Genomic DNA, 19264 nt, shown 5'->3' with positions numbered 1-19264 from the left:
ACGGCCCTCAGGCCCGGGGCTCCGCCACCGGCACCCCCAGCGGCCGGGCGAGGCCCACCACGGCCTCGTCCAGCCGCTCCAGATGCCGCAGCACCCGGTCGGTGATCCGCCCGTAGCGCGGCGTCCCGGCGTCGGACCCCAGCAGCGAGGCGATGCTCGGCCCGGTCTCCACCGTCGCGTCCGCGTGCGCGTCGGCGACCCGGGCCGCGGTCGCCTCGATGTTGCGCACGGTGCGCCCCGCCGCCCCGCGCAGCCGCGGGTCCGCCGCGATCGACGGATGCGTCGGCAGCAGTTCGGCGGTCGCCGCCAGGGTGCGCGCGTGGTACGCGCACGTCTCCAGCAGCGCCACCACGTACCGGGCCGTGTCGCGCCGGGAACGCAGCGGCGTGACCGGGTGGGTCAGCGGCTGGGTGGCGGCCCGCAGATCGGCCAGGGCCTGGTCCAGGTCGCGCGACTTGTCCAGCAGCTCGTCGGCCGGCCCGCCGCTCAGCTGCCCCACCGCGGCCTCGGTGACATCGGCCAGCCGCTCCAGCACCGTGCCGAGCAGCTCGTTCGTCCGGCGGTCGGTCTGCACCGGCAGCACCAGCGCCGCCGCGACCACCCCGCACGCCGCACCGAGCGCCGTCTCCTCCACGCGCAGCAGCAGCACCTCCCAGCTGTAGGTGTGCAGCAGCGTGTACAGCAGCCCCAGCATGGCGGTGACGAAGAACGACATCAGCGTGTACGACAGCGGCGCCGAGTAGAACATCGCGAAGATCAGCACCAGCACCAGCGCGAAGGCCGTCCAGGTGTGCTGCCCGACGAGCCCCGCCAGGACGATGCCCGCCACCACGCCGAAGACGGTCCCCAGCAGCCGCCGGTAGCCCTTGACCAGGATCTCGCCCGTCGAGGACGTGTTGATGAAGACGATCCAGCACGTCAGCACCGCCCAGTACCAGCGCTGCGTGGACAGCAGCTCGCCGCCCACGATGGCCAGCGAGGACCCGACGGCGACCTGCACCGCCGCACGGGTCGTGGGGCGGTGCAGACCCGTCTGCTCCTCCGGCCGCGCCTCCTCGCCGGTGCCGTCGATCGCGGCCTCCTCGGCGTCCAGCTCCTCGCGGGAGCGGGCCGTGGCCGGGGTGTCGTCCGACTCGTCCTGCGGACCGTCCAGCGCGACCCGCAGCCCCATCACCGCCCGGGCGGCCTCGCCGATGCCGCGGAAGACGTCCTGGACGGCCGCCGGCGCGGACGGCAGGTTCTCCTCGTCCCGGTAGCCGAGGAGCCGGTTGCGCACCTGCGCCAGCCCGGTGCCCGTGTCACCGCTTCCGGTGCGCAGCACCAGGGCGTGCAGCGCCCGCAGGTCCCGGCGGAGCGTCGCCGTGGCCTCGTCGGGCACGGCGGGCCCGGCCGGGGAGGGGGCGGGGGCGCCCGGCAGGTGCAGGGTGAGGGTGTCGGCCCGTTCGGCGCTGCGCGCCGTCAGCAGCAGCAGGCCGAGCCGCTCGGCGGCGATCTCGGCGTCCGCGATCCGGCGCTGCACCAGCCTGGCCGCGGCCTCGTCCGGGGTGCCCTCCTCCAGTCGCCCCTGGATCATCATGGCCGTCTCGTGCAGCCGGGCGGTGCCGTCGCGCAGGGCCTGGAGCGCCCTGTCCATGTCCTCGGCGGCGGCGTCCAGCAGCTCGATCTGCGCCGACACCAGCTGGGCCAGCCGGGCCCGGAAGGCCTGCCGCAGCCGCGTCAGGACACCCGGGGGCGTCGTCGGCACGACCGCGAACCGCAGGACGGCACTGGAGGCGAACGCCAGGGCCATGGCGCCGTACAGCGCGGGCAGCTCCGAGGGGGTCGCGCCGACGAACAGGGACAGGAAGTAGACCTGGAAGCCGATCAGCCCCAGCGCGGTGCCCCGGTCGCCGAACCGGCGGCCGTAGACCGCGCTGAAGATCAGCAGCACGAAGAAGACGTCGCCGACGACCAGCCGTGTGTGGAGCACCGCGCCCAGGCTCACCGAGGCCAGCGCCACCGGCAGCCCCAGCGCGAGGGTCACGGCCTGCGCGGCGGGCTGCTTCTCCTGGATGGCGAAGGTGGCGACCATCGCCGCCATGGCCCCCGCCACCAGCAGGCGCACATCCTCCGTGAACAGGGAGAGCGGGGCCAGGGTGAGGGCGATGGCGCCGACAGTCCGCAACCCGGCCGTCAGACGCAGCAGTCCGGGATCGTTCGCCGCGATCCGGTCCCGCAGTCGTGTCCGCACCGAGCGTCCCGCCGCACTCACGCCGCCGCACTCTCTCCCGACTCATCCACACCAAGATCCGCGTCTCAGCATGTCATGCCCCGAGCGGAAGGTCCCGAGCGGTCCCGCTACTCCAGCCGGTCGGTCCCCTCGACGTGCGCCCGCACCCGCTCCGGCGAGAGATAGGCGTCGGTGTACTCGAAGTCCTTCAGCCGGGCGGGCTTGCGGGCCTGGAACCCCGTCCGGACGAAGTCGTCACCGGCCACGGCGTTGAGCAGCCAGTTCGTCATCACCCGGGTCTTGGCGACGTTGGTGCGCAGCGCCGACCAGTGGTAGCCGCGGGCCACGGCCTGGGCGGGCAGGCCCCGCAGTTCCACGCCCAGCGGCTTGGAGACCGCGTCGGTGCCGCCGAGGTCGACGACGAGCCCGAGGTCCTTGTGGACGTACGGCTGCATCTGCTGACCGCGCAGCGACGCGATGACGTTGTCCGCGACGTGCTTGCCCTGCCGCAGCGCGTGCTGCGCGGTGGGCGGGCACATCGCCCCGTCGCCCTTGGCCAGGTCGGGCACGGCGGCCGAGTCGCCGAGCGCGAACACCCCGTCGCTGCCGGGCAGGTTCAGCTCGGCGGCGACCGCGAGCCGCCCCTTGACGGTCTCCGCGCCCAGCGTGGCGATCAGGGGGCTGGCGACGACGCCCGCGGTCCAGATGAGGGTGCGGGTCGGGACGACCCGCCCGTCGGTGAAGGTGACCTCCTCGGGGCCCGCCTTCGCGATGGACGTGCCCAGGGAGATCTCGATGCCCCGCCGGCGCAGGATCTCCTGCGCGCTGCTGCCGAGCTTCTCGCCGAGCTCCGGCATCAGCTTCGGCGCGATGTCGATCAGGTGCCACTTGATCAGCCCCGGGTCCAGCCGCGGGTAGCGCTTGACGGCGGCGTGCGTCAGGCGCTGCAGGCACGCGGCCGTCTCGGTGCCGGCGTAGCCGCCGCCGACCACCACGAACTGCAGCCGCGAGGCCCGCTCGGCCGGGTCCTGGCTCGCGTCGGCCAGGTCCAGTTGCGAGATGACGTGGTCGCGGATGTACGCCGCCTCGGCGAGCGTCTTCATCCCGAACGCGTGCTCCGTGAGGCCGGGGATGTCGAAGGTCCGGGTGATGCTGCCGGGGGCGAGCACGATGTGGTCGTACGGCTCGTCGACGATCTCGTCGGTGATGGTTCGGATGACGCAGACCTTCGCCTTCAGGTCGACGCCGATGGCGCCGCCCGGAATGATCCGCGTGCGGTACCGCTTGCTGCGGCGCAGGGAGACGGCGATCGACTGCGGCGTCAGCACGCCGGAGGCGACCTGGGGGAGCAGCGGAAGGTACAGCTGGTAGGCGAACGGCGTCACCAGGGTGGCGTCCGCCTCGTCCGGGGAGAGTTTCCGTTCCAGACGGCGGACGCACTCCACACCGGCGAAGCCTGCGCCAACCACCAGGATCCTGGGTCGTGTCACGGTGTTCATCCCTTTCTGCGGCTCCAGGCGGTCTGCCTCGAACGCCTTCCGACTGCCCCTGGATCGCCGGTTCGCACCCTTCGGATCTACCGCGTGCCCGAGGGGTACGCCAGCCGGACGTTGGCAGGCAGACGAACGCGTCGATCACCACCATGCCCGCCCGGTGGCCGAAAAGCACCGGGCGGGAGTGAAGAACGCGTGCCCGCGTGCCCCGGCCGGACCGGGTGTCGGGGCCGGGCGTCAGGACCGTGCGTCGGAACCGGGCGCGTCCCCGTGGAGATGACACAGCAGCAGGCACACGTCGTCGTCGCGCTGGGAATCGCTCAGCAGCGGGTGCAGGAGCCGGTCCGCCGCGCTCTCCAGATCCGCGTCCAGCTCCTGGGAACGGAACCGGCCGAGCGCCGTCGCCAGCCGCTCGATGCCCGGGTCTATGCCCTGTGCGCGCCGCTCCACCAGCCCGTCCGTGTACAGCGCGAGCGTCGAGCCGGGCGGCAGCTCCTCGGTGTGGTCGGCGATCTCCTGCGTGAGGGGGATGCCGAGCATGGCGCCGGGCTTGGCGTCGAGGGTGCGCACGGTCCCGTCGGGCAGGCGCAGCACGGGCGGCGGATGGCCCGCGGCGGCCCAGGTCAGCGTGGACGGCTCGTCCGGGTGGAACCGGGCGATCACGGCCGTGGCGTACAGGTCCGGCTGCAGGTGGTGCAGGAACCGGTGCAGCCGGGTCAGCAGCCGGCCCGGGCTGTCACCGTCCACGGCGTAGGCCCGCAGCGCGGTGCGCAGCTGGCTCATCATCACCGCCGCGTGCAGACCGTGCCCGGTCACGTCGCCGATGACCGTGATGAGCCCGCCGTCGCGCTGGCGGAACGCGTCGTACCAGTCACCACCGATGTTCAGCCCGTAGGTGGCGGGCAGGTACCGTGCGGCCAGGCTCAGCCCGGGGGTGGCCGGCAGGTCCGTGAGCAGGGCGCGCTGCAGCGTCTCGGCGATGTCACGGTTGTGCTCGAAGCGCCGGGCGTTGTCGATCGCGATGCTGGCCCGCCGGGTGAGCTCGATCAGCATCACCGCGTCGTCCGGGTCCCAGCGCGCACCGGGCGGCGTCAGCGTGAGCACACCCAGCGGCGCCCGCCTGGTCGGCAGCGGGACGCACAGCAGCGGCCGGTCCGGGCGCAGGGCCGAGGGCGGCTGGTCGTCGACGCCGGGCAGGTTGCCCGGGTGGTCCGCGGCGTACTGGGGCCGCCCGGTGCGGGCCGCCACGACAGCGGCGGCCGCGTGCGGTGTCGAGCGGTCCCGGTCCTCGTCCTGCTCGAACAGCCAGACGTCGACGCTGCCGGCGTACTCCGGGACCAGCAGGTCCGGCAGCCGGCGCACGATCTCCTCGTGGTTGAGCGAGGCCGTCAGCACGGCACTCGCGTCCGCGAGGAACGTCAGCCGGCGGCGGGCGCTCTCCGCCTCGTTGCGTGCGCTGCGCTCGGCGGCGAAGGCCTCGCGCTGGGCCCGGCCGGCCGCGTCCAGCTCGGCGTGCAGCGCCAGCACGCCCTGGTTGGTCTGGTACAGCTCCTCGCGGTGGAAGGCGACCAGGTCCTCCTGCTCGGTGAGCTTGTCCAGCACCACGGCGGTGTCCTCGTCGGCGCCGAGCAGCGCCTCGGCCAGCGCGGCGGGGTCCTCGGCGACGGTGCCGGCCTCCGCGGCCTCGGCCGCCTCGGGGCAGGTGACCGTGACCTCCCACGGCGGCTCCCCGGCGGACGCGGCCTCCGCCGACGGGGTCACCACGGCGTGCAGCAGCCCCTCCTCCGTCGGGGACCCCGCGAAGTTCAGGGTGAGCAGCCAGGTGCCGCCCTTGGTGAGGCACTGCCGCAGGTGGGCGCTGAGGTCGGCGGCGAGCCGCGTCCGTTCCAGGGTGGGCACCCCGTACGCGGCGGCCAGGCGCGCGAGGGAGATGCGGGCGCGGGCCGCGTCGGTGACGGTGGTGATCTGCCAAGTGCGCATCATGGGCGTTCCGGCGGTGTCGGAGTCAGCACGGCCACGGCGGTGTCGTCCCGCACCGGGAGGACAGGACTGCTCGCGTCCCGTATCGTCACGGCTGCCGTGACGGCCGGGTCGGCCGTGGGCACACCGGCGTCCGACGGGGGTGTCCAGCGGCTGGGCAGGCCGTCGGTGTGCAGGATCAGCAGCCGGTCGGGCCCCCAGTCCGCCTCCTCCTCGCGCAGGGTGGAGGGCCGGTGCACGCCCACGATGCCGGGCCGTGACAGCAGGGGACGCCAGCAGCCGCCCGTGCGCAGCCGCGCCCCGACGTTGCCGATGCCCGCGAATCGCAGCAGGCCGGCGGCGAGGTCGAGCTGCGCCACGGCGACGGCTGCCCCCCGGGTGCTCTGCAGCGCGTCGTGGAGCTTGCCCAGGGCCGCTGCGGGGGAGAGGTGGGCCCACCGGTGCACTGCCGCGATCGCGGCCGACGAGGCCCGCGCGGCCTCCGGCCCGTGTCCGAGCCCGTCGGCCAGCATCAGCGTCACCCTGTCACCGGCCCGCACCCACGTCCAGGCGTCACCCGAGTACTCGGCTCCGCCGTAGGGGATGTTCACCCCACCGGCGCGGACACCGGCGAGGGGCACCGGACCGTTCTGCGCCGGAACGGCCTGGTCGGCGGCCGTGCCGGTGGTGGGCGGCGGATCGTGCGGCGGCGGGGTCCGGGCGGCGGCGCCGTCCGGGAACGGGGGCGCCGACGCGGGCCGCGACCCGGTCCGGTGCACCGGCGCGGGAGGCGCGGCGAGACCGCCGGGCGGCCTCGCCGTCCCGAGCTCGTCACCGCCGACCGCCGCGTGGCCCGTGAGGGCGCCGCAGGCCGGCACCTCGGCCGGGGAGCCGTCCGGCCCGGCACGGCCCGGCCGCGCCCCGCCGCCGCGTGCCGCGCTCCCGGACCACGGGGGAGCCTCCTGAGCACTCGCGGGCACGGACGTGCCGGCCCGGTCCCGCGGCGCGATCGCGTCGCCGCTCCGGGGCGTCGCGCCCAAGCGGGCCACCGCCACCGTGCCGCGGCCCGCCGTGCTGTGCAGGCCGAAGTCGTCGGCCAGACGCCGACAGGTCCCCAGACCCGCCCCGAGGGAGCGGGTGGTGGAATAGCCGTCGCGCACGGCCGCGCGGACGTCGGACATCCCGGGACCGTGGTCGATCGCCGTGATCTGCACGACCCGGGGCTGCTGCCGGTCCGGCCGCAGCGCGGGCGCGTCCACGATGTCGATGAGGACCTGCCCGCCGTCGGCGTGCTTGAGCAGGTTCGTCGCGAGCTCCGTCGCGACCAGCGCCGCGGCGGCCGTGCGCCGCTCGTCCAGCCCGGCCATCGCGGCCGCCTCCTCGGCGGCGACCCGCGCGTCGCGCACCCGCGTCGCGTCGCGCACAGGGACGTCCCACACGCGCGGCATCAGGCCTCCTCGCGCGGCCGGGGCGGCTGCCCGACCCAGCAGGTGACCCGCACGGTGGTGCCGGCGCCCGGCGTGCTGTCGATGGCGAAGTCGTGCACCAGACGCCGCGCCCCGCTCAGCCCCATGCCCAGCCCGCCGCCGGAGGTGTACCCGTCGCTGAGTGCCTGGTCGAGGTCGGTGATGCCGGGCCCCTCGTCGGTGAAGGACAGCCGAAGTCCCTGTGCGCCCGGGCGGCTGACCTGCCTCGCCTCCATCCGTCCGCCCCCGCCGTGCACGAGGGTGTTGCGGGCCAGCTCGCTGGCCGCGGTGACCAGCTTCGTCTGGTCGACCAGCCCGAAGCCGAGCAGGGCGGCGGCCTGCCGCACGTGCTGCCGCACCCACACCAGGTCCATGTCGGACCGGATGGGCAGGCAGGCCTCGACGCCCGCGGCGGTGTGCATCACGGAGTCTCCTGACGCGGGCCGCCGGGACGTACGGTCGGGGCCTGGCGCGTGAGCATCTCCATGCCCGCCTCGGTGCTGAGGGCGGTGCCCAGCCCCGGCAGCGTCAGACCCAGTTCGACCAGGGTGATGGCGACCGCCGGGCGCATGCCGGCGACCACGGTCCGCGCGGCCAGCAGCTTGGCCTGCGCGGCGATCTCGGCCAGTACCCGGCCGAGGAACGAGTCGACGATCTCGACACCGGAGATGTCGATGAGGACCCCGCGGACGCCCGTGCGGGAGATGGTCTCCGCGAGGTCCTGCTGCAGTTGCTGCGCGGTGCTGTCGTGCAGGTCCCCCTGCAGCGTGATCAGGAGGACGTCGCCGAGCCGCAGGACCGGCACGTGGCCCGTGACGGGACGGGAGTACGCCTCGCTCACCGCTGACCCGCACCGGGGTTCACGATGTCCGCACCCAGCCGGTGCAGCGCGTAGCCCAGCGCGTCGGACAGGCTCGCGCGGGTGATGACGTCGAGGTCCAGACCGAGGTGCACCATGGTCTGGGCGATGGCGGGCCGGATGCCCGAGACGATGCACTCGGCGCCCATCAGCCGCGCCGCGGCCACCGTCTTCATCAGGTGCTGGGCGACCAGGGAGTCGACCGTCGGCACCCCGGTGATGTCGAGGATCGCGAACCGGGCGTGCTGGTCGACGACCGCGTTCAGCAGCGTCTCCATCACCACCTGGCTGCGGGCGCTGTCGAGCGTGCCGATGAGCGGCACGGCCACGATGCCGTCCCAGAGCCGGATGACGGGCGTGGCGACCTCCATCAGCTGCAGCCGCTGCCGGTCGCTGAGCGCCTGCCACTCGCTGAGCGCCGCCTGCATCGCCACCAGCCGCAGGGTGCCCATCAGCACGGTCAGTGCCGTGGAGGACGCCCGCAGGTGCTCGGACGGCGCCTGCTCCAGATCGGCGGCCAGCAGGTTCTCCACGGGCGGGCGCAGCGCGGCCAGCTCGGTGGAGACCTGGGTGGTGGACAGTCCGGCGCGGGAGCGGGCGGCGCCCATCAGGGCCAGCTGCTCGCGCACCCCGCTGAACCCCGCGGCGTCCGGGTCCTCGACGTGGCCCGAGTCGGCCACCTGGGCCAGCGCGTCCACCACGACCTTGCCCGCTTCCAGCGCCTCGTCGCGAGAGACGGAGAACACGGTACGGAACAGAGGCTCGGCCGCCCACCGCTGGGCGATCTGTTCCCGCCGGCGGTGCAGGAAGTCCCTGACCTCCTGCGTCGGCGTGGCGAGCTGTCCGTCCGTTTCGTGCTCCGGCACCTGCTTCTCTCCTCATCCGCGCTGCGTCGACCGAGCCCGCTTCAGGCAACGAGAGGCCGAGTGACACTTGCCGGGCGCCAACTCTAACCATGCGCCGACCTCGCACGACACCGGATCCCGGGCGGGGTTGCCGGTGCGGGGGAACGGCGGTGTGACCCCGCCGCCGTCCGCGTGCGGCGGCCGGCCCCGGGGCGTGCGCGCAGGGCGAAGCGTGGGCATCGGCGGCCGGTCGCGGACGGCGCCGTGCCCCGGGGGACGCCCAGGGGTCAGAGGTCGCCTTCCCCCGGCTCCCCGGGGGTCACCGGACCCGCGTCGACACGGGCCAGGGCCTCCTCGACGTTGTCCGATATCGGCACGGTGATGCTCACGCCGGTCAGATCGAGGATGCGCCGCACGGCCGGCGTCGGGCGGATGACGTGCACGCTGCCGGCGTCGCCGCGGGTCTCCTGGTACACGCGCAGGATGATGTTCATCCCCGACGAGTCCATGAAGGGGACGGACGAGAGGTCGAGCAGGAAGTGGCGTCGGCCGTGGTGGAGTTGGTTGGCCAGATGGGCCTGGAACTCGGTCGCGGTGTCGACGTCCAGGTAGCCGTCGACCGTGATCAGGGCCACGTCCTCCCGGGGCAGTTCGACTTCCACGGACAGCGGGTTCTGGGCGAGGGGCACGGGTACCTCCAACAAAGTGCTACGGCCTGGGCTGGTCACCTCTGGGGGTGACGGGGGTGCGGGGCGATGCCGGTCGTGTCGCGGGCTCGGCGGGCGTGTCTCATGGGCCTCCCTTCGCCGCCCGGCTCGGTTTTCACCGCGCCCCCGCGATTACCCCCGAAATCCCGGTCCATGCCGACCGATCCGGACGGGTTCTTCCCGCGCGGTTCCCCGGGCCGGCTGCGCGTACACCGAATGCGCGTGCGGCAGCAGGGTAGTTGGTGCTGTGGAGCAGCGCGGGCGGGAGCCGTCCGCCGAGCGATCCGCACACCGCCAGGGAGGATGGAGCAGCGTGACCATCGACAGAATCTGGGCCTACACACCGGACAGCGGTCACGTCGAAGGGCAGGACCTGACCGGTTACACCGTCGCAGCCACCGACGGAACGATCGGTCACGTGGACCGGGAGGCCGCCCCGCAGGGCCTGCGGCACCTGGTCGTCGACACCGGGGTCTGGGTGTTCGGCCGCAGCGTCCTGGTGCCGGCCGGGGTCGTCACCGGAATAGACGTGCAGGCCCAGCAGGTCACACTGGCCTGCACCAGGTCGGACGCCAAGGCGGCCCCCCGCTTCCAGACCGACAGCGAGACCAGGGACCCGGAGTACCTGCGGGCCGTGGGTGACTACTACCACAGGCTGCCGCCGCGGGAGACGGCCACGGTCTGAGCGGCTCACGGGCGCCTCGCGCCCGTGACGCTCCCGTCTCACCAGGGCAGGAACACGTGCACGTCCTTGCCGTGGTCGTCGGTCACCACGCTCACCTGGTCGCACAGCGTGTGGATCAGGTGCCATCCGATGCCGCCTCCGCCGCTGCGCGGATCGAAGGGGCGGGGCGAGGGTTCCGCGGTGCTGGTGTCGTGCAGGATCACATGCACCCCGTCGAACGTCCGGCGCATCCGCAGGGCGAACGGACCGGGCGCGTACTGGACGGCGTTGGCGGCCAGTTCCGTCACCACCAGCAGGATGTCGTCCCAGTACTCGGGGGCGAAGGGCGGCGAGGAGCGTGCCAGGTCGCGCAGGAACTCCTCCGCGGCCAGCCGTGCTCCCGTCACGTCACGCGGCTCGCCCACGAAGCTGTTCGTGCGGCTTGGGATCTCCTCGGAGGTCAGGGCGTCGTCCCCACGCGGCTCGGTTGACATATCGCCTTTCCGGCCCGGGCGTCAGCGAGAGCTGGCGTCAGGGCTGTCGTCCCTTCTCTTGCGTCACCACCGTTGCGTGTTCCCGAGGGGACGAGGCCTACGCGTCCGGGCGTGCGCTCAGCGGAACACGCTGTCTGAATCGTCCGCTTTCGCCGGGTCGTCGGGAGTGCCCGGCCTGCCGGGACGCCCGCGTGAGGCGTACATCATGTCGATCTCGGCGGCGTAGCGCCGCACGATCTCGTCCCGGCGCAGTTTCATCGACGGCGTCAGCAGCCCGTTGGTGACGTCGAACGGCTCGGGCAGCACCCGGAACACCCGGATCGACTCCGACCGCGACACCGCGCTGTTGGCGGCGGCCACGGCCCGCGCGACCTCCTCGCGCAGCGCGTTCTCCTCCCGCGCCTCGCGCATCTCGCCCTGCAGCGCCAGCGCGGCCCGCCAGTGCGCCAGGAACTCCGGGTCCAGTGTGATCAGGGCACCCACGCACGGCCGGTTGTCGCCCACGACCACCGCCTGGTGGATGAGCGGGTGCATCCGCAGACGCTGCTCCAGCGCGGCCGGCGCCACGCTCTTGCCGCTGCTGGTGACGACGACGTCCTTCTTGCGGCCGGTGATCGTCAGGTAGCCCTCGGAGTCCAGCTGTCCCAGGTCCCCGGTCGCCAGCCAGCCCCCGCGCAGCGCGGCCCGGGTCGCCGCCGCGTCGCCCACGTACCCCTGGAACACCGACGGGCCGCGCACCAGGATCTCGCCGTCCCCGGCCACCCGGATCTCCGTGCCCGGCAGGGCCGTGCCCACGGTCCCCGACTTCTCCCTGCCCAGCGGCTGCATCGTGACCCCGCCGGCCGTCTCGGTCAGGCCGTACCCGTCGTGCACGTAGATGCCGATGCCCTCGTAGAAGAGGGACAGGTCGCGGCTGAGGGGCGAGCCGCCGGAGTGGGCCCGCCGCGCCCGGCCGCCGAGGGCCGCCCGCAGCCGGCGGTAGACCGTCCGCTCGTACAGGGCGTGCTGCAGCCTCAGGTCGAAACCGGGTCCGCGGCCCCGGCCGAGCCGCTGGCGCTCCAGGGCCGCGGCGAAGTCCCGCGCCGTCCCGGCCGCCCGCTCGAACAGTCCGCCGTGACCCGCCTGCTGCGCGGTGCGCAGGAAGTTCTTGTAGATCTTCTCGAAGACCGACGGGACCGCGTAGAAGTACGTGGGCCGGAAGGAGCGCAGCGCGGACCACAGCGCCTCCCCGCCCAGATCGGCATGGTGACCCATCAGCAGGCCCCCGCGCACGCACAGGCCCTGGATCATCAGCCCGTACACGTGGGAGAAGGGCAGGAACGCGAGCACCGAGCCCTGCTCGCCGGGCGCCGCCGCCGTGTGCCCCCAGCCAGCCAGCAGCGTGTCGCAGGGGCCGGCGAGGTTGCGGTGGCTCAGGGCGCAGCCCAGGGCGTGGCCGGTCGTGCCGGAGGTGTAGGCGATCACGGCCGTGGAGTCCGGCAGCACGATGCGGCGCATCGAGTCGACCGTGGTGCGCGGCACGTTCTGTCCGCGCACCGCCAGCTCCCGGAGCGCGCCCGCGTCCAGCTGCCACACGTGCCGCAGCAGGGGAAGCGCCGCGCACACCGAGCCGACCGTCATCACGCCCTGCTCGTCCTCGACCACCACGGCCACGCAGCCGGAGCCCCGCAGGATCCACTCCACCTGGTCGCGCGACGACGTCGGGTACACCGGGACGACCTCGGCGCCCACCGCCCACAGCGCGTAGCACAGGACCGTCCACTCGTACCGGGTGCGCGCCATGATGGCCACGCGGTGACCGGGCGCGATGCCCGAAGCGATCAGGCCCTTGGCCGCGTCCACCACCTCGTCGCGCAGCTCGATCGCCGTCACCTCCTCCCAGGTCCCGGAGGCCGGGTCGGCGCGGCGCGCGAGCACCGGCCGGGTGGGCTCGCGGTCCGCCATCTCGAACACACTGTCGGCGAGCCCGCCGGTCAGGGGCGGGACGGCCGGTGGAGCGAGGGCGAGGTCGCGCATGCACTGCTCCTGTAAGTACGGGGTGTGACCTTGCCGACGGGTACCGTCATCGGCGGTGCTCGAATGTAGTCCAGGCGGGACCCTTCGGGGTCGGCTAACACGGAAGTGGATCGACTGGTGATCTCGCCGTGATCGGGGGACCCGAGGACATGAGCCACGACGGTCCCGGTCCCGAGCGCAGCACCGGCCTGGAGCCCGGCGGCGGCGTGCCCTGCATGCCCGAGGCGCTGCCGCGCGAGACCCGCGATCCGATCAGGGGCTGGGCCAAGGCGCCGCTGACCGTGATCATGGTCCTGGTGATCCTGGTCGTGGCCTTCTTCCTGGCCTACGTCCTCGTCCTGATCCTCTGACCCGCGCCCCCCTCGGGGAGCACGGCACGTCTCACCCCTGCGTGTGACGCACGCACCCGGTGACGACGTCACGCAGACTGCCCGTGCGCTCCATCAGCTCGCGCTGCACCTGCGCACCGTTGCCGTCACGCAGCAGCTCACGGCACGCCGCGCGGGCCCGCTCCAGGTCACCGGTGCCGTCGAGGGCCGCCTCGACGTGCTCCAGCAGGGCCCGTACGACGGACTCCGCGGGCATGCGCCGCATGGTCGCGGGGTGCAGGAGCTCACCGGTCAGCCCGGCGCGGGCCGCCTGCCAGTCGGCCAGCCGCAGCAGGCTCACGCTGTGGTCCAGCGGTTCCCCGCCGGCCCGCCACTCACGCGCGGCGGTCTCCACCAGGGCGCGCACGAGGGTGGCGATCAGCACGGCCGTACCGGAGTGCAGACAGACGTCCGAGACCCGCAGTTCCACCGTCGGGTAGCGCTGCGACAGCCGCGCGTCGAAGTAGATCATCCCGTCGTCCAGGATGGCGCCGGTGGCCACCATGTCCGCGATCAGACGGCGGTACCGCTCGGCGGAGCCGAAGATCTCGGTCGGGCCGGCCGAGGGCCACCGCAGCCACACCCTGCTGCGATAGCTGTGGTACCCGGTGTCCGTGCCCTGCCAGAAAGGCGAGTTCGCGCTGAGCGCCCTCAGCACCGGCAGCCACGGCCGCAGCCGGTCGATGACGGCGACGCCCTCCTCGTCGGACTCCACCGACACATGCACATGGCAGCCCATGACGAGCTGCTCCCGGGTGGCTATGCCGTACTGGTCCGCCATCCACTGGTACCGCCGGTTGACGCCGATGGCCGGGCTGACCGGCAGCGGCGAGGTGGCCAGCGCCGCGACCGTGCAGCCGATCTCCCCGGCGTGCCGGGCGGCCTCCTTGCGGCAGCGGACGATCTCCGCCCGCAGGCTCTCCATCGACGACTGCGGATGCGTGGCGAACTCCAGCATCTGCTCGTGGAGTTCCTTCTCGAAGACATCCTGATCGGCGTCGTCCTGCGCGGCCCGGGCGAGCACCGCTGCGGACAGCGCGCGCGGTTCGCCGGTCTCCGGATCGACCAGGAGGAGCTCCTCCTCCACTCCGACGGTGCGCACCTGATGCCCGCCCTTTCCGTGAGCCTGAAGCGTCGGCCACCGGGGGCTCCCGGCGGTAGACCCCCAGTGCCCCTCACCGGCGGGTCGGACACCTGGTGCGGCGAGCGGACTTCACGGCGCGAACGGCGTCAGCCACACGGTGGCCAGCGGAGGCAGCGTGAGCCGCACGTGGCCGTCCTCCGGCTTGACCGCGTCCGGGTTGCTCACGCCGCTGCCGCCGTAGCGCGGGTCGTCGGTGTTGAGGATCTCCTGCCACGCGGCCGTGTCGCCCGGGACCCGGAGGCCGTAGTCCTGCCGGACGACGGGGGAGAAGTTGGACACCGCCAGCAGCGCCCGGCCTTGCGCGTCGTAACGCAGGAAGGCGAAGACGTTGTCGTCGGCCGAGTCCACCGCCACCCACCGGAACCCCTCCGGCCGGGTGTCGCACTGCCACAGCGCCGGCGTCGCCAGGTACGCCGTGTTCAGGTCGCGCACCAGGTCGCGCACGCCCCGGTGGTCGCCCGCCGAGTGGTAGCCCTCGTCGAGCAGCCACCACTCCGGCCCGTGCTCCACCGACCACTCCGCCCCCTGCGCGAACTCCTGCCCCATGAACAGCAGCTGCTTGCCCGGGTGGCTCCACATGTAGCCGAGGTAGGCGCGCAGGTTCGCCCGCCGCTGCCACCAGTCGCCCGGCATCTTCGTCACCAGCGCCTGCTTGCCGTGCACGACCTCGTCGTGGGAGATCGGCAGGACGTAGTTCTCGCTGTAGGCGTACACCATCGAGAACGTCATCTCGTGGTGGTGGTACCTGCGGTGCACCGGCTCGTGCGCGATGTACTCGAGCGAATCGTGCATCCACCCCATGTTCCACTTCAGCCCGAAGCCCAGCCCGCCCGTCTCGGTGGGCCGCGTCACCCCGCCCCACGCGGTGGACTCCTCCGCGATCGTGACCACGCCGGGCGCGCGCCGGTACACGGTCGCGTTCATCTCCTGCAGGAACGTCATCGCCGCCAGGTCCTCCCGGCCGCCGTGGGCGTTGGGCTCCCACTGGCCGTCCTCGCGCGAGTAGTCCAGGTACAGCATCGAGGCCACCGCGTCCACGCGCAGCCCGTCGATGTGGAACTCCTCGCACCAGTACACGGCGTTCGCGACCAGGAAGTTGCGCACCTCGGTGCGGCCGAAGTCGAACTCGTAGGTGCCCCAGTCGGGGTGCTCCGCGCGCCGGTCGTCCCCGGGTTCGTACAGCGGCTCCCCGTCGAACCGGGCCAGTGCCCAGTCGTCCTTCGGGAAGTGCGCCGGCACCCAGTCCATGATCACGCCGAGGCCGGCCCGGTGGCAGGCGTCGACGAAGAACCGGAAGTCGTCGGGGGTGCCGAGACGGGCCGTCGGTGCGTAGAAGCCGGTGACCTGGTAGCCCCAGGAACCGTGGAAGGGATGCTCGGCGACCGGCATCAGCTCCACGTGCGTGAAGCCCATGTCCGTGACGTACTTCGGCAACTCCTCGGCGAGCTGCCGGTAGTCCAGACCGGGACGCCACGACGCCAGATGCACCTCGTACACCGACATCGGCGCCTCGTGCACCGGCGTGTCGGCGCGGTGCGCCATCCACTCGGCGTCGCCCCACGCGTAGTGCGAGGCCGTCACGATCGACGCCGTGTTCGGCGGCTCCTCGGTACGGCGGGCCATCGGATCGGCCTTCAGGAACCGGTGGCCGTACCGGGAGTGGATCTCGAACTTGTACGCCGTGCCCTCGCCGACACCGGGCAGGAACAGCTCCCACACCCCGGACGCGCCCAGCGACCGCATCGGGAACTGCGTGCCGTCCCAGTACGTGAAGTCCGTGGCGACCCGCACGCCCTGCGCGTTCGGCGCCCACACCGTGAACCGGGTGCCGGACACGCCCCCGTGGGTCATCGGCCGCGCGCCGAGCGCCTGCCACAGCTGCTCGTGCCGGCCCTCGCGGATCAGGTGCAGGTCGAGCTCGCCGAGCGCGGGCAGGAAGCGGTACGGGTCGTGCGTCTCCTGCTCACCGCCCTCGTACGCCACGTGCAGGGTGTACGCGGGGATCGCGTCCAGCGCCAGCACGCCCGAGAAGAGGCCGTCGCCCTCCGAGACGAGTGCCGTGCGCCGGCCGTCGATCACCACGCTCACCGAGCGGGCGAAGGGGCGCAGCGCCCGGAACACGACCCCGCCGGGCACCGGGTGGGCGCCCAGCAGCGCGTGCGGATCGTGGTGGGCACCCGCCAGCAGCCGCCCCCGGTCCTGTGGACTCAGGGCGGGCGCGGCCGCGGTCGTGACGGGGCGGGACGGCTCCGGGATTGAGGTGTCGCGCAGGGCCACGGCTCAGTCTCCTCTCACGGCGAGGCGCTCGATCGCCGCCATCGGTACAGGCAGCCAGTCGGGGCGGTGCCGTGCCTCGTACAGCACCTCGTACACGGCCCGGTCCGTCTCGTAGGCCCGGAGCAGTCCGTGCTTCTTGCGGGGGTCCCAGCCGGCGCGGGCGGCGTAGCCCGCGCAGTACGCCTCACGGCAGCGGCGGGCCCACTCCGGGCGCCAGGGACGGCGCTGCCGGGCGGCGTAGTCGAAGGAGCGCAGCATCCCGGCGATGTCCCGCACGGGGGAGTGGGCGCTGCGCCGTTCGGAGAGCGGCCGGGACGGCTCGCCCTCGAAGTCGATCACGAACCAGTCGCGTCCGGCCCGCAGCACCTGACCGAGGTGCAGGTCGCCGTGGATGCGCTGGGCGGGCGGCCCGGCGTCGCAGGTGGTGAGCGCGGCGAACGCGGTCCGCAGGCCCGGCACGAACCGCTGCAGCGCGGGTACGCAGTGCGCGGCGGCGTCCAGCCGCTCGGTCATCGACGCCGCCGTGCTCCCGTTCTCGCCGGGCTCGCCCACCGGGAACGCCGAGGCCAGCGCGAGGTGCACCTCCGCCGTGGCCGCGCCCAGCGCACGGGCCTGGACGGTGAAGTCGTCCCCGGCGGCCAGGGCGTGCAGCGCGAGCGTCCAGCCGTCGGAGGCGTCCCGCAGGTAGGGCTGGAGCACACCGAGGGTGGCCTTGAACGGATGCCTCGTCTGGAACCAGGCCACGGGCGCCGGGACCCGGTGGCAGCCCTGGCGGGCCAGCGCCCCGGGCACCTCCAGATCCGGGTTGACGCCCGGCTGGATGCGCCGGAAGACCTTCAGGATGTACTCGTCGCCGTACACCAGCGAGGAGTTGGACTGCTCCGCGTCCAGCAGCCGCGGCACCAGGCCGCCGGGCACCCGCTGGTCCGGGTCGCACTCGAAGCGCAGCGGCCCCGCGGTGCCCGGGTGGCGCAGCCGGTCCAGCAGCAGCTGCGCCGAACGCGGGTCGTGCAGCGCGTCGTAGACCGTCAGGCCGGCCAGCGGCCCGTCCCGCACCTGCCCGATCAGCGCCCGCCCGAGCCGCGGCGACGGGTGCTCCCGCACGACGAGCAGCAACTGGTAGCAGTCGCCGGCCGGGGGAGCGCCGCCCGGTGAGGGCACGCCCGTGTGGCCGGAGTGACCGGCGTGCACGAGGAGGTGCAGACAGCCCGGGAAGAGCTCGGTCATCGACAGCAGGCCGAGTTCGGTGACGGGCCGGTCCTTGCCCGCGAACCAGCGCTGCCGGGGCAGCCAGTCGCGCAGCAGCCCGCCGAGCGACTCCATGGGCTCGGCCAGGCGCGTGAGACCCGGGTGGAGGGATGCGGTCTTCGGCATGGTCACGCCTCCTTTCGTCGGCGCATGCTCACAGTCGCCGGCCGATGCGGGATGCGACTCGAGTGAGCCGGAACCAGTAGAAGCCGTGGCCCCCGAGGGTCAGCAGATAGGGCAGTTCGCCGATGGCCGGGAAGCGGACCCCGCCGAACAGCTCCACGGGAACGCGCCCGGCGAACTCCCGCAGGTCGAGCTCGGTCGGCTGGGCGAACCGCGCGAAGTTGTTGACGCAGAGCACCAGGTCGTCCTCGTACTCCCGCAGGAACGCGAGCACCGCGGGGTTGGAGGAGGGCAGCTCGGTGTACGAGCCGAGGCCGAACGCGGGGTTCTGCCTGCGGATCTCGATCATGCGGCGGGTCCAGTGCAGCAGCGACGAGGGCGAGGACATCGACGCCTCGACGTTGGTGACCTGGTGGCCGTAGACCGGGTCCATGATCGCCGGCAGGAAGAGGCGGCCCGGGTCGCAGGTGGAGAACCCGGCGTTGCGGTCCGGGGTCCACTGCATCGGCGTCCGCACGGCGTCGCGGTCGCCGAGCCAGATGTTGTCGCCCATGCCGATCTCGTCGCCGTAGTAGAGGATCGGCGAGCCCGGCAGGGCCAGCAGCAGGGCGGTGAAGAGCTCGATGGTGTGCCGGTCGTTGTCCAGCAGGGGGGCCAGCCGCCTGCGGATGCCGATGTTGGCGCGCATCCGCGGGTCCTTGGCGTACTCGGCCCACATGTAGTCGCGCTCCTCGTCGGTGACCATCTCCAGGGTCAGCTCGTCGTGGTTGCGCAGGAACATGCCCCACTGGCAGCCCGAGGGGATGGCGGGCGTCTTGGCGAGGATCTCCGACACCGGGTAGCGGGACTCGCGGCGTACGGCCATGAAGATGCGGGGCATGACCGGGAAGTGGAACGCCATGTGGCACTCGTCGCCGCCGGTGGCGTAGTCGCCGAAGTAGTCGACGACGTCCTCGGGCCACTGGTTGGCCTCGGCGAGCAGCACGGTGTCGGGGTACTGGGCGTCGATCTCGCGGCGGACCCGCTTGAGGAAGGCGTGCGTGGCGGGCAGGTTCTCGCAGTTGCTGTCCTCGGATGCGTAGAGGTACGGCACCGCGTCCAGCCGGAAGCCGTCGATGCCCAGGTCCAGCCAGAACTTCAGCGCGGCCAGGATCTCCTCCTGGACGCGCGGGTTCTCGTAGTTGAGGTCGGGCTGGTGTGAGAAGAACCGGTGGAAGAAGTACTGGCCGCGCACCGGGTCGTACGTCCAGTTCGACGTCTCGGTGTCGACGAAGATGATCCGCGCCTCGGGGTAGCCCTTGTCGTCGTCGGCCCACACGTAGTAGTCGCCGTAGGGGCCGTCGGGGTCCTTGCGTGACTCCTGGAACCACGGGTGCTGGTCGCTGGTGTGGT

Annotated in this window: 16 protein-coding genes; 2 read left to right on the top strand and 14 right to left on the bottom strand. The window is 73.1% G+C overall.

Going from position 1 to position 19264, the window contains the following annotated elements; translation table 11 throughout:
- Nucleotides 1–7: 7 nt before the first annotated feature.
- The 8 genes from ACFW6P_RS21710 to ACFW6P_RS21675 form a co-directional block, all read right to left on the bottom strand.
- Complete coding sequence (locus ACFW6P_RS21710) at nucleotides 8–2251, bottom strand: FUSC family protein (RefSeq protein ID WP_386356731.1); 2244 nt, start codon at nucleotides 2249–2251, stop codon at nucleotides 8–10.
- An 86-nt stretch (nucleotides 2252–2337) separates the two neighbouring features.
- Nucleotides 2338–3708 (bottom strand): NAD(P)/FAD-dependent oxidoreductase, encoded by a 1371-nt coding sequence (locus ACFW6P_RS21705; RefSeq protein WP_386356728.1) that lies wholly within the window; start codon nucleotides 3706–3708, stop codon nucleotides 2338–2340.
- Between the two features lie 231 nt (nucleotides 3709–3939).
- Nucleotides 3940–5685, bottom strand: coding sequence for a PP2C family protein-serine/threonine phosphatase (locus ACFW6P_RS21700; protein WP_386424389.1), 1746 nt, complete (start codon nucleotides 5683–5685; stop codon nucleotides 3940–3942).
- On the bottom strand, nucleotides 5682–7109 hold the full coding sequence (locus tag ACFW6P_RS21695; RefSeq protein ID WP_386356722.1) for a SpoIIE family protein phosphatase: 1428 nt from the start codon (nucleotides 7107–7109) through the stop codon (nucleotides 5682–5684). The genes ACFW6P_RS21700 and ACFW6P_RS21695 overlap by 4 nt, the downstream gene beginning before the upstream one ends.
- Nucleotides 7109–7549 (bottom strand): anti-sigma regulatory factor, encoded by a 441-nt coding sequence (locus ACFW6P_RS21690; RefSeq protein ID WP_386356894.1) that lies wholly within the window; start codon nucleotides 7547–7549, stop codon nucleotides 7109–7111. Before ACFW6P_RS21690 ends, ACFW6P_RS21695 begins: the two co-directional genes overlap by 1 nt.
- Nucleotides 7549–7968: an STAS domain-containing protein gene (locus tag ACFW6P_RS21685; protein ID WP_386356719.1), complete on the bottom strand. Its 420-nt coding sequence runs from the start codon at nucleotides 7966–7968 to the stop codon at nucleotides 7549–7551. Before ACFW6P_RS21685 ends, ACFW6P_RS21690 begins: the two co-directional genes overlap by 1 nt.
- On the bottom strand, nucleotides 7965–8852 hold the full coding sequence (locus tag ACFW6P_RS21680; protein WP_386356716.1) for an STAS domain-containing protein: 888 nt from the start codon (nucleotides 8850–8852) through the stop codon (nucleotides 7965–7967). Before ACFW6P_RS21680 ends, ACFW6P_RS21685 begins: the two co-directional genes overlap by 4 nt.
- Nucleotides 8853–9118: 266 nt before the next feature.
- Nucleotides 9119–9520 carry an STAS domain-containing protein gene (locus ACFW6P_RS21675; RefSeq protein WP_386356713.1) on the bottom strand — a complete coding sequence of 134 codons (402 nt, stop codon included), beginning with the start codon at nucleotides 9518–9520 and terminating at the stop codon, nucleotides 9119–9121.
- Between the two features lie 331 nt (nucleotides 9521–9851).
- On the opposite strand from ACFW6P_RS21675, the gene ACFW6P_RS21670 reads away from it, so the two are divergent.
- On the top strand, nucleotides 9852–10223 hold the full coding sequence (locus ACFW6P_RS21670; RefSeq protein ID WP_386356711.1) for a PRC-barrel domain containing protein: 372 nt from the start codon (nucleotides 9852–9854) through the stop codon (nucleotides 10221–10223).
- 38 nt (nucleotides 10224–10261) lie between these two features.
- Here the strand turns inward: ACFW6P_RS21670 and ACFW6P_RS21665 are convergent, their stop codons facing one another.
- Both ACFW6P_RS21665 and ACFW6P_RS21660 read right to left on the bottom strand, forming a co-directional pair.
- Nucleotides 10262–10696 carry an ATP-binding protein gene (locus ACFW6P_RS21665; protein ID WP_386356709.1) on the bottom strand — a complete coding sequence of 145 codons (435 nt, stop codon included), beginning with the start codon at nucleotides 10694–10696 and terminating at the stop codon, nucleotides 10262–10264.
- A 117-nt stretch (nucleotides 10697–10813) separates the two neighbouring features.
- Entirely contained in the window at nucleotides 10814–12712 is a 1899-nt protein-coding gene (locus ACFW6P_RS21660) for an AMP-dependent synthetase/ligase (protein ID WP_386356707.1), read from the bottom strand.
- Nucleotides 12713–12861: 149 nt separating this feature from the next.
- Between ACFW6P_RS21660 and ACFW6P_RS21655 the strand changes: the two genes are divergently transcribed.
- Complete coding sequence (locus ACFW6P_RS21655; RefSeq protein WP_386356704.1) at nucleotides 12862–13062, top strand: DUF6480 family protein; 201 nt, start codon at nucleotides 12862–12864, stop codon at nucleotides 13060–13062.
- A gap of 31 nt (nucleotides 13063–13093) precedes the next feature.
- Here ACFW6P_RS21655 and ACFW6P_RS21650 read toward each other — a convergent pair whose 3' ends face one another.
- From ACFW6P_RS21650 to treS, 4 genes are all read right to left on the bottom strand, one after another.
- Nucleotides 13094–14182, bottom strand: a complete 1089-nt coding sequence (locus ACFW6P_RS21650) for a glutamate--cysteine ligase (protein WP_386356701.1) — start codon at nucleotides 14180–14182, stop codon at nucleotides 13094–13096.
- Between the two features lie 111 nt (nucleotides 14183–14293).
- A complete protein-coding gene (gene glgB / locus ACFW6P_RS21645) occupies nucleotides 14294–16501 on the bottom strand; it encodes a 1,4-alpha-glucan branching protein GlgB (protein ID WP_386356698.1) in 2208 nt (735 codons plus the stop codon).
- A 3-nt stretch (nucleotides 16502–16504) separates the two neighbouring features.
- Nucleotides 16505–17875 (bottom strand): maltokinase, encoded by a 1371-nt coding sequence (locus tag ACFW6P_RS21640; RefSeq protein WP_386356695.1) that lies wholly within the window; start codon nucleotides 17873–17875, stop codon nucleotides 16505–16507.
- Nucleotides 17876–17903: 28 nt separating this feature from the next.
- Nucleotides 17904–19264 (bottom strand): maltose alpha-D-glucosyltransferase (gene treS, locus ACFW6P_RS21635; protein WP_386424386.1); only part of this gene is annotated, 1361 nt, incomplete at its 5' end.

Source organism: Streptomyces sp. NPDC058741 (assembly GCF_042746715.1).
Classification (GTDB): domain Bacteria; phylum Actinomycetota; class Actinomycetes; order Streptomycetales; family Streptomycetaceae; genus Streptomyces.
The sequence above is the reverse complement of the archived record's forward strand: the minus strand, read 5'-3'. Positions and strand labels throughout refer to the sequence as shown.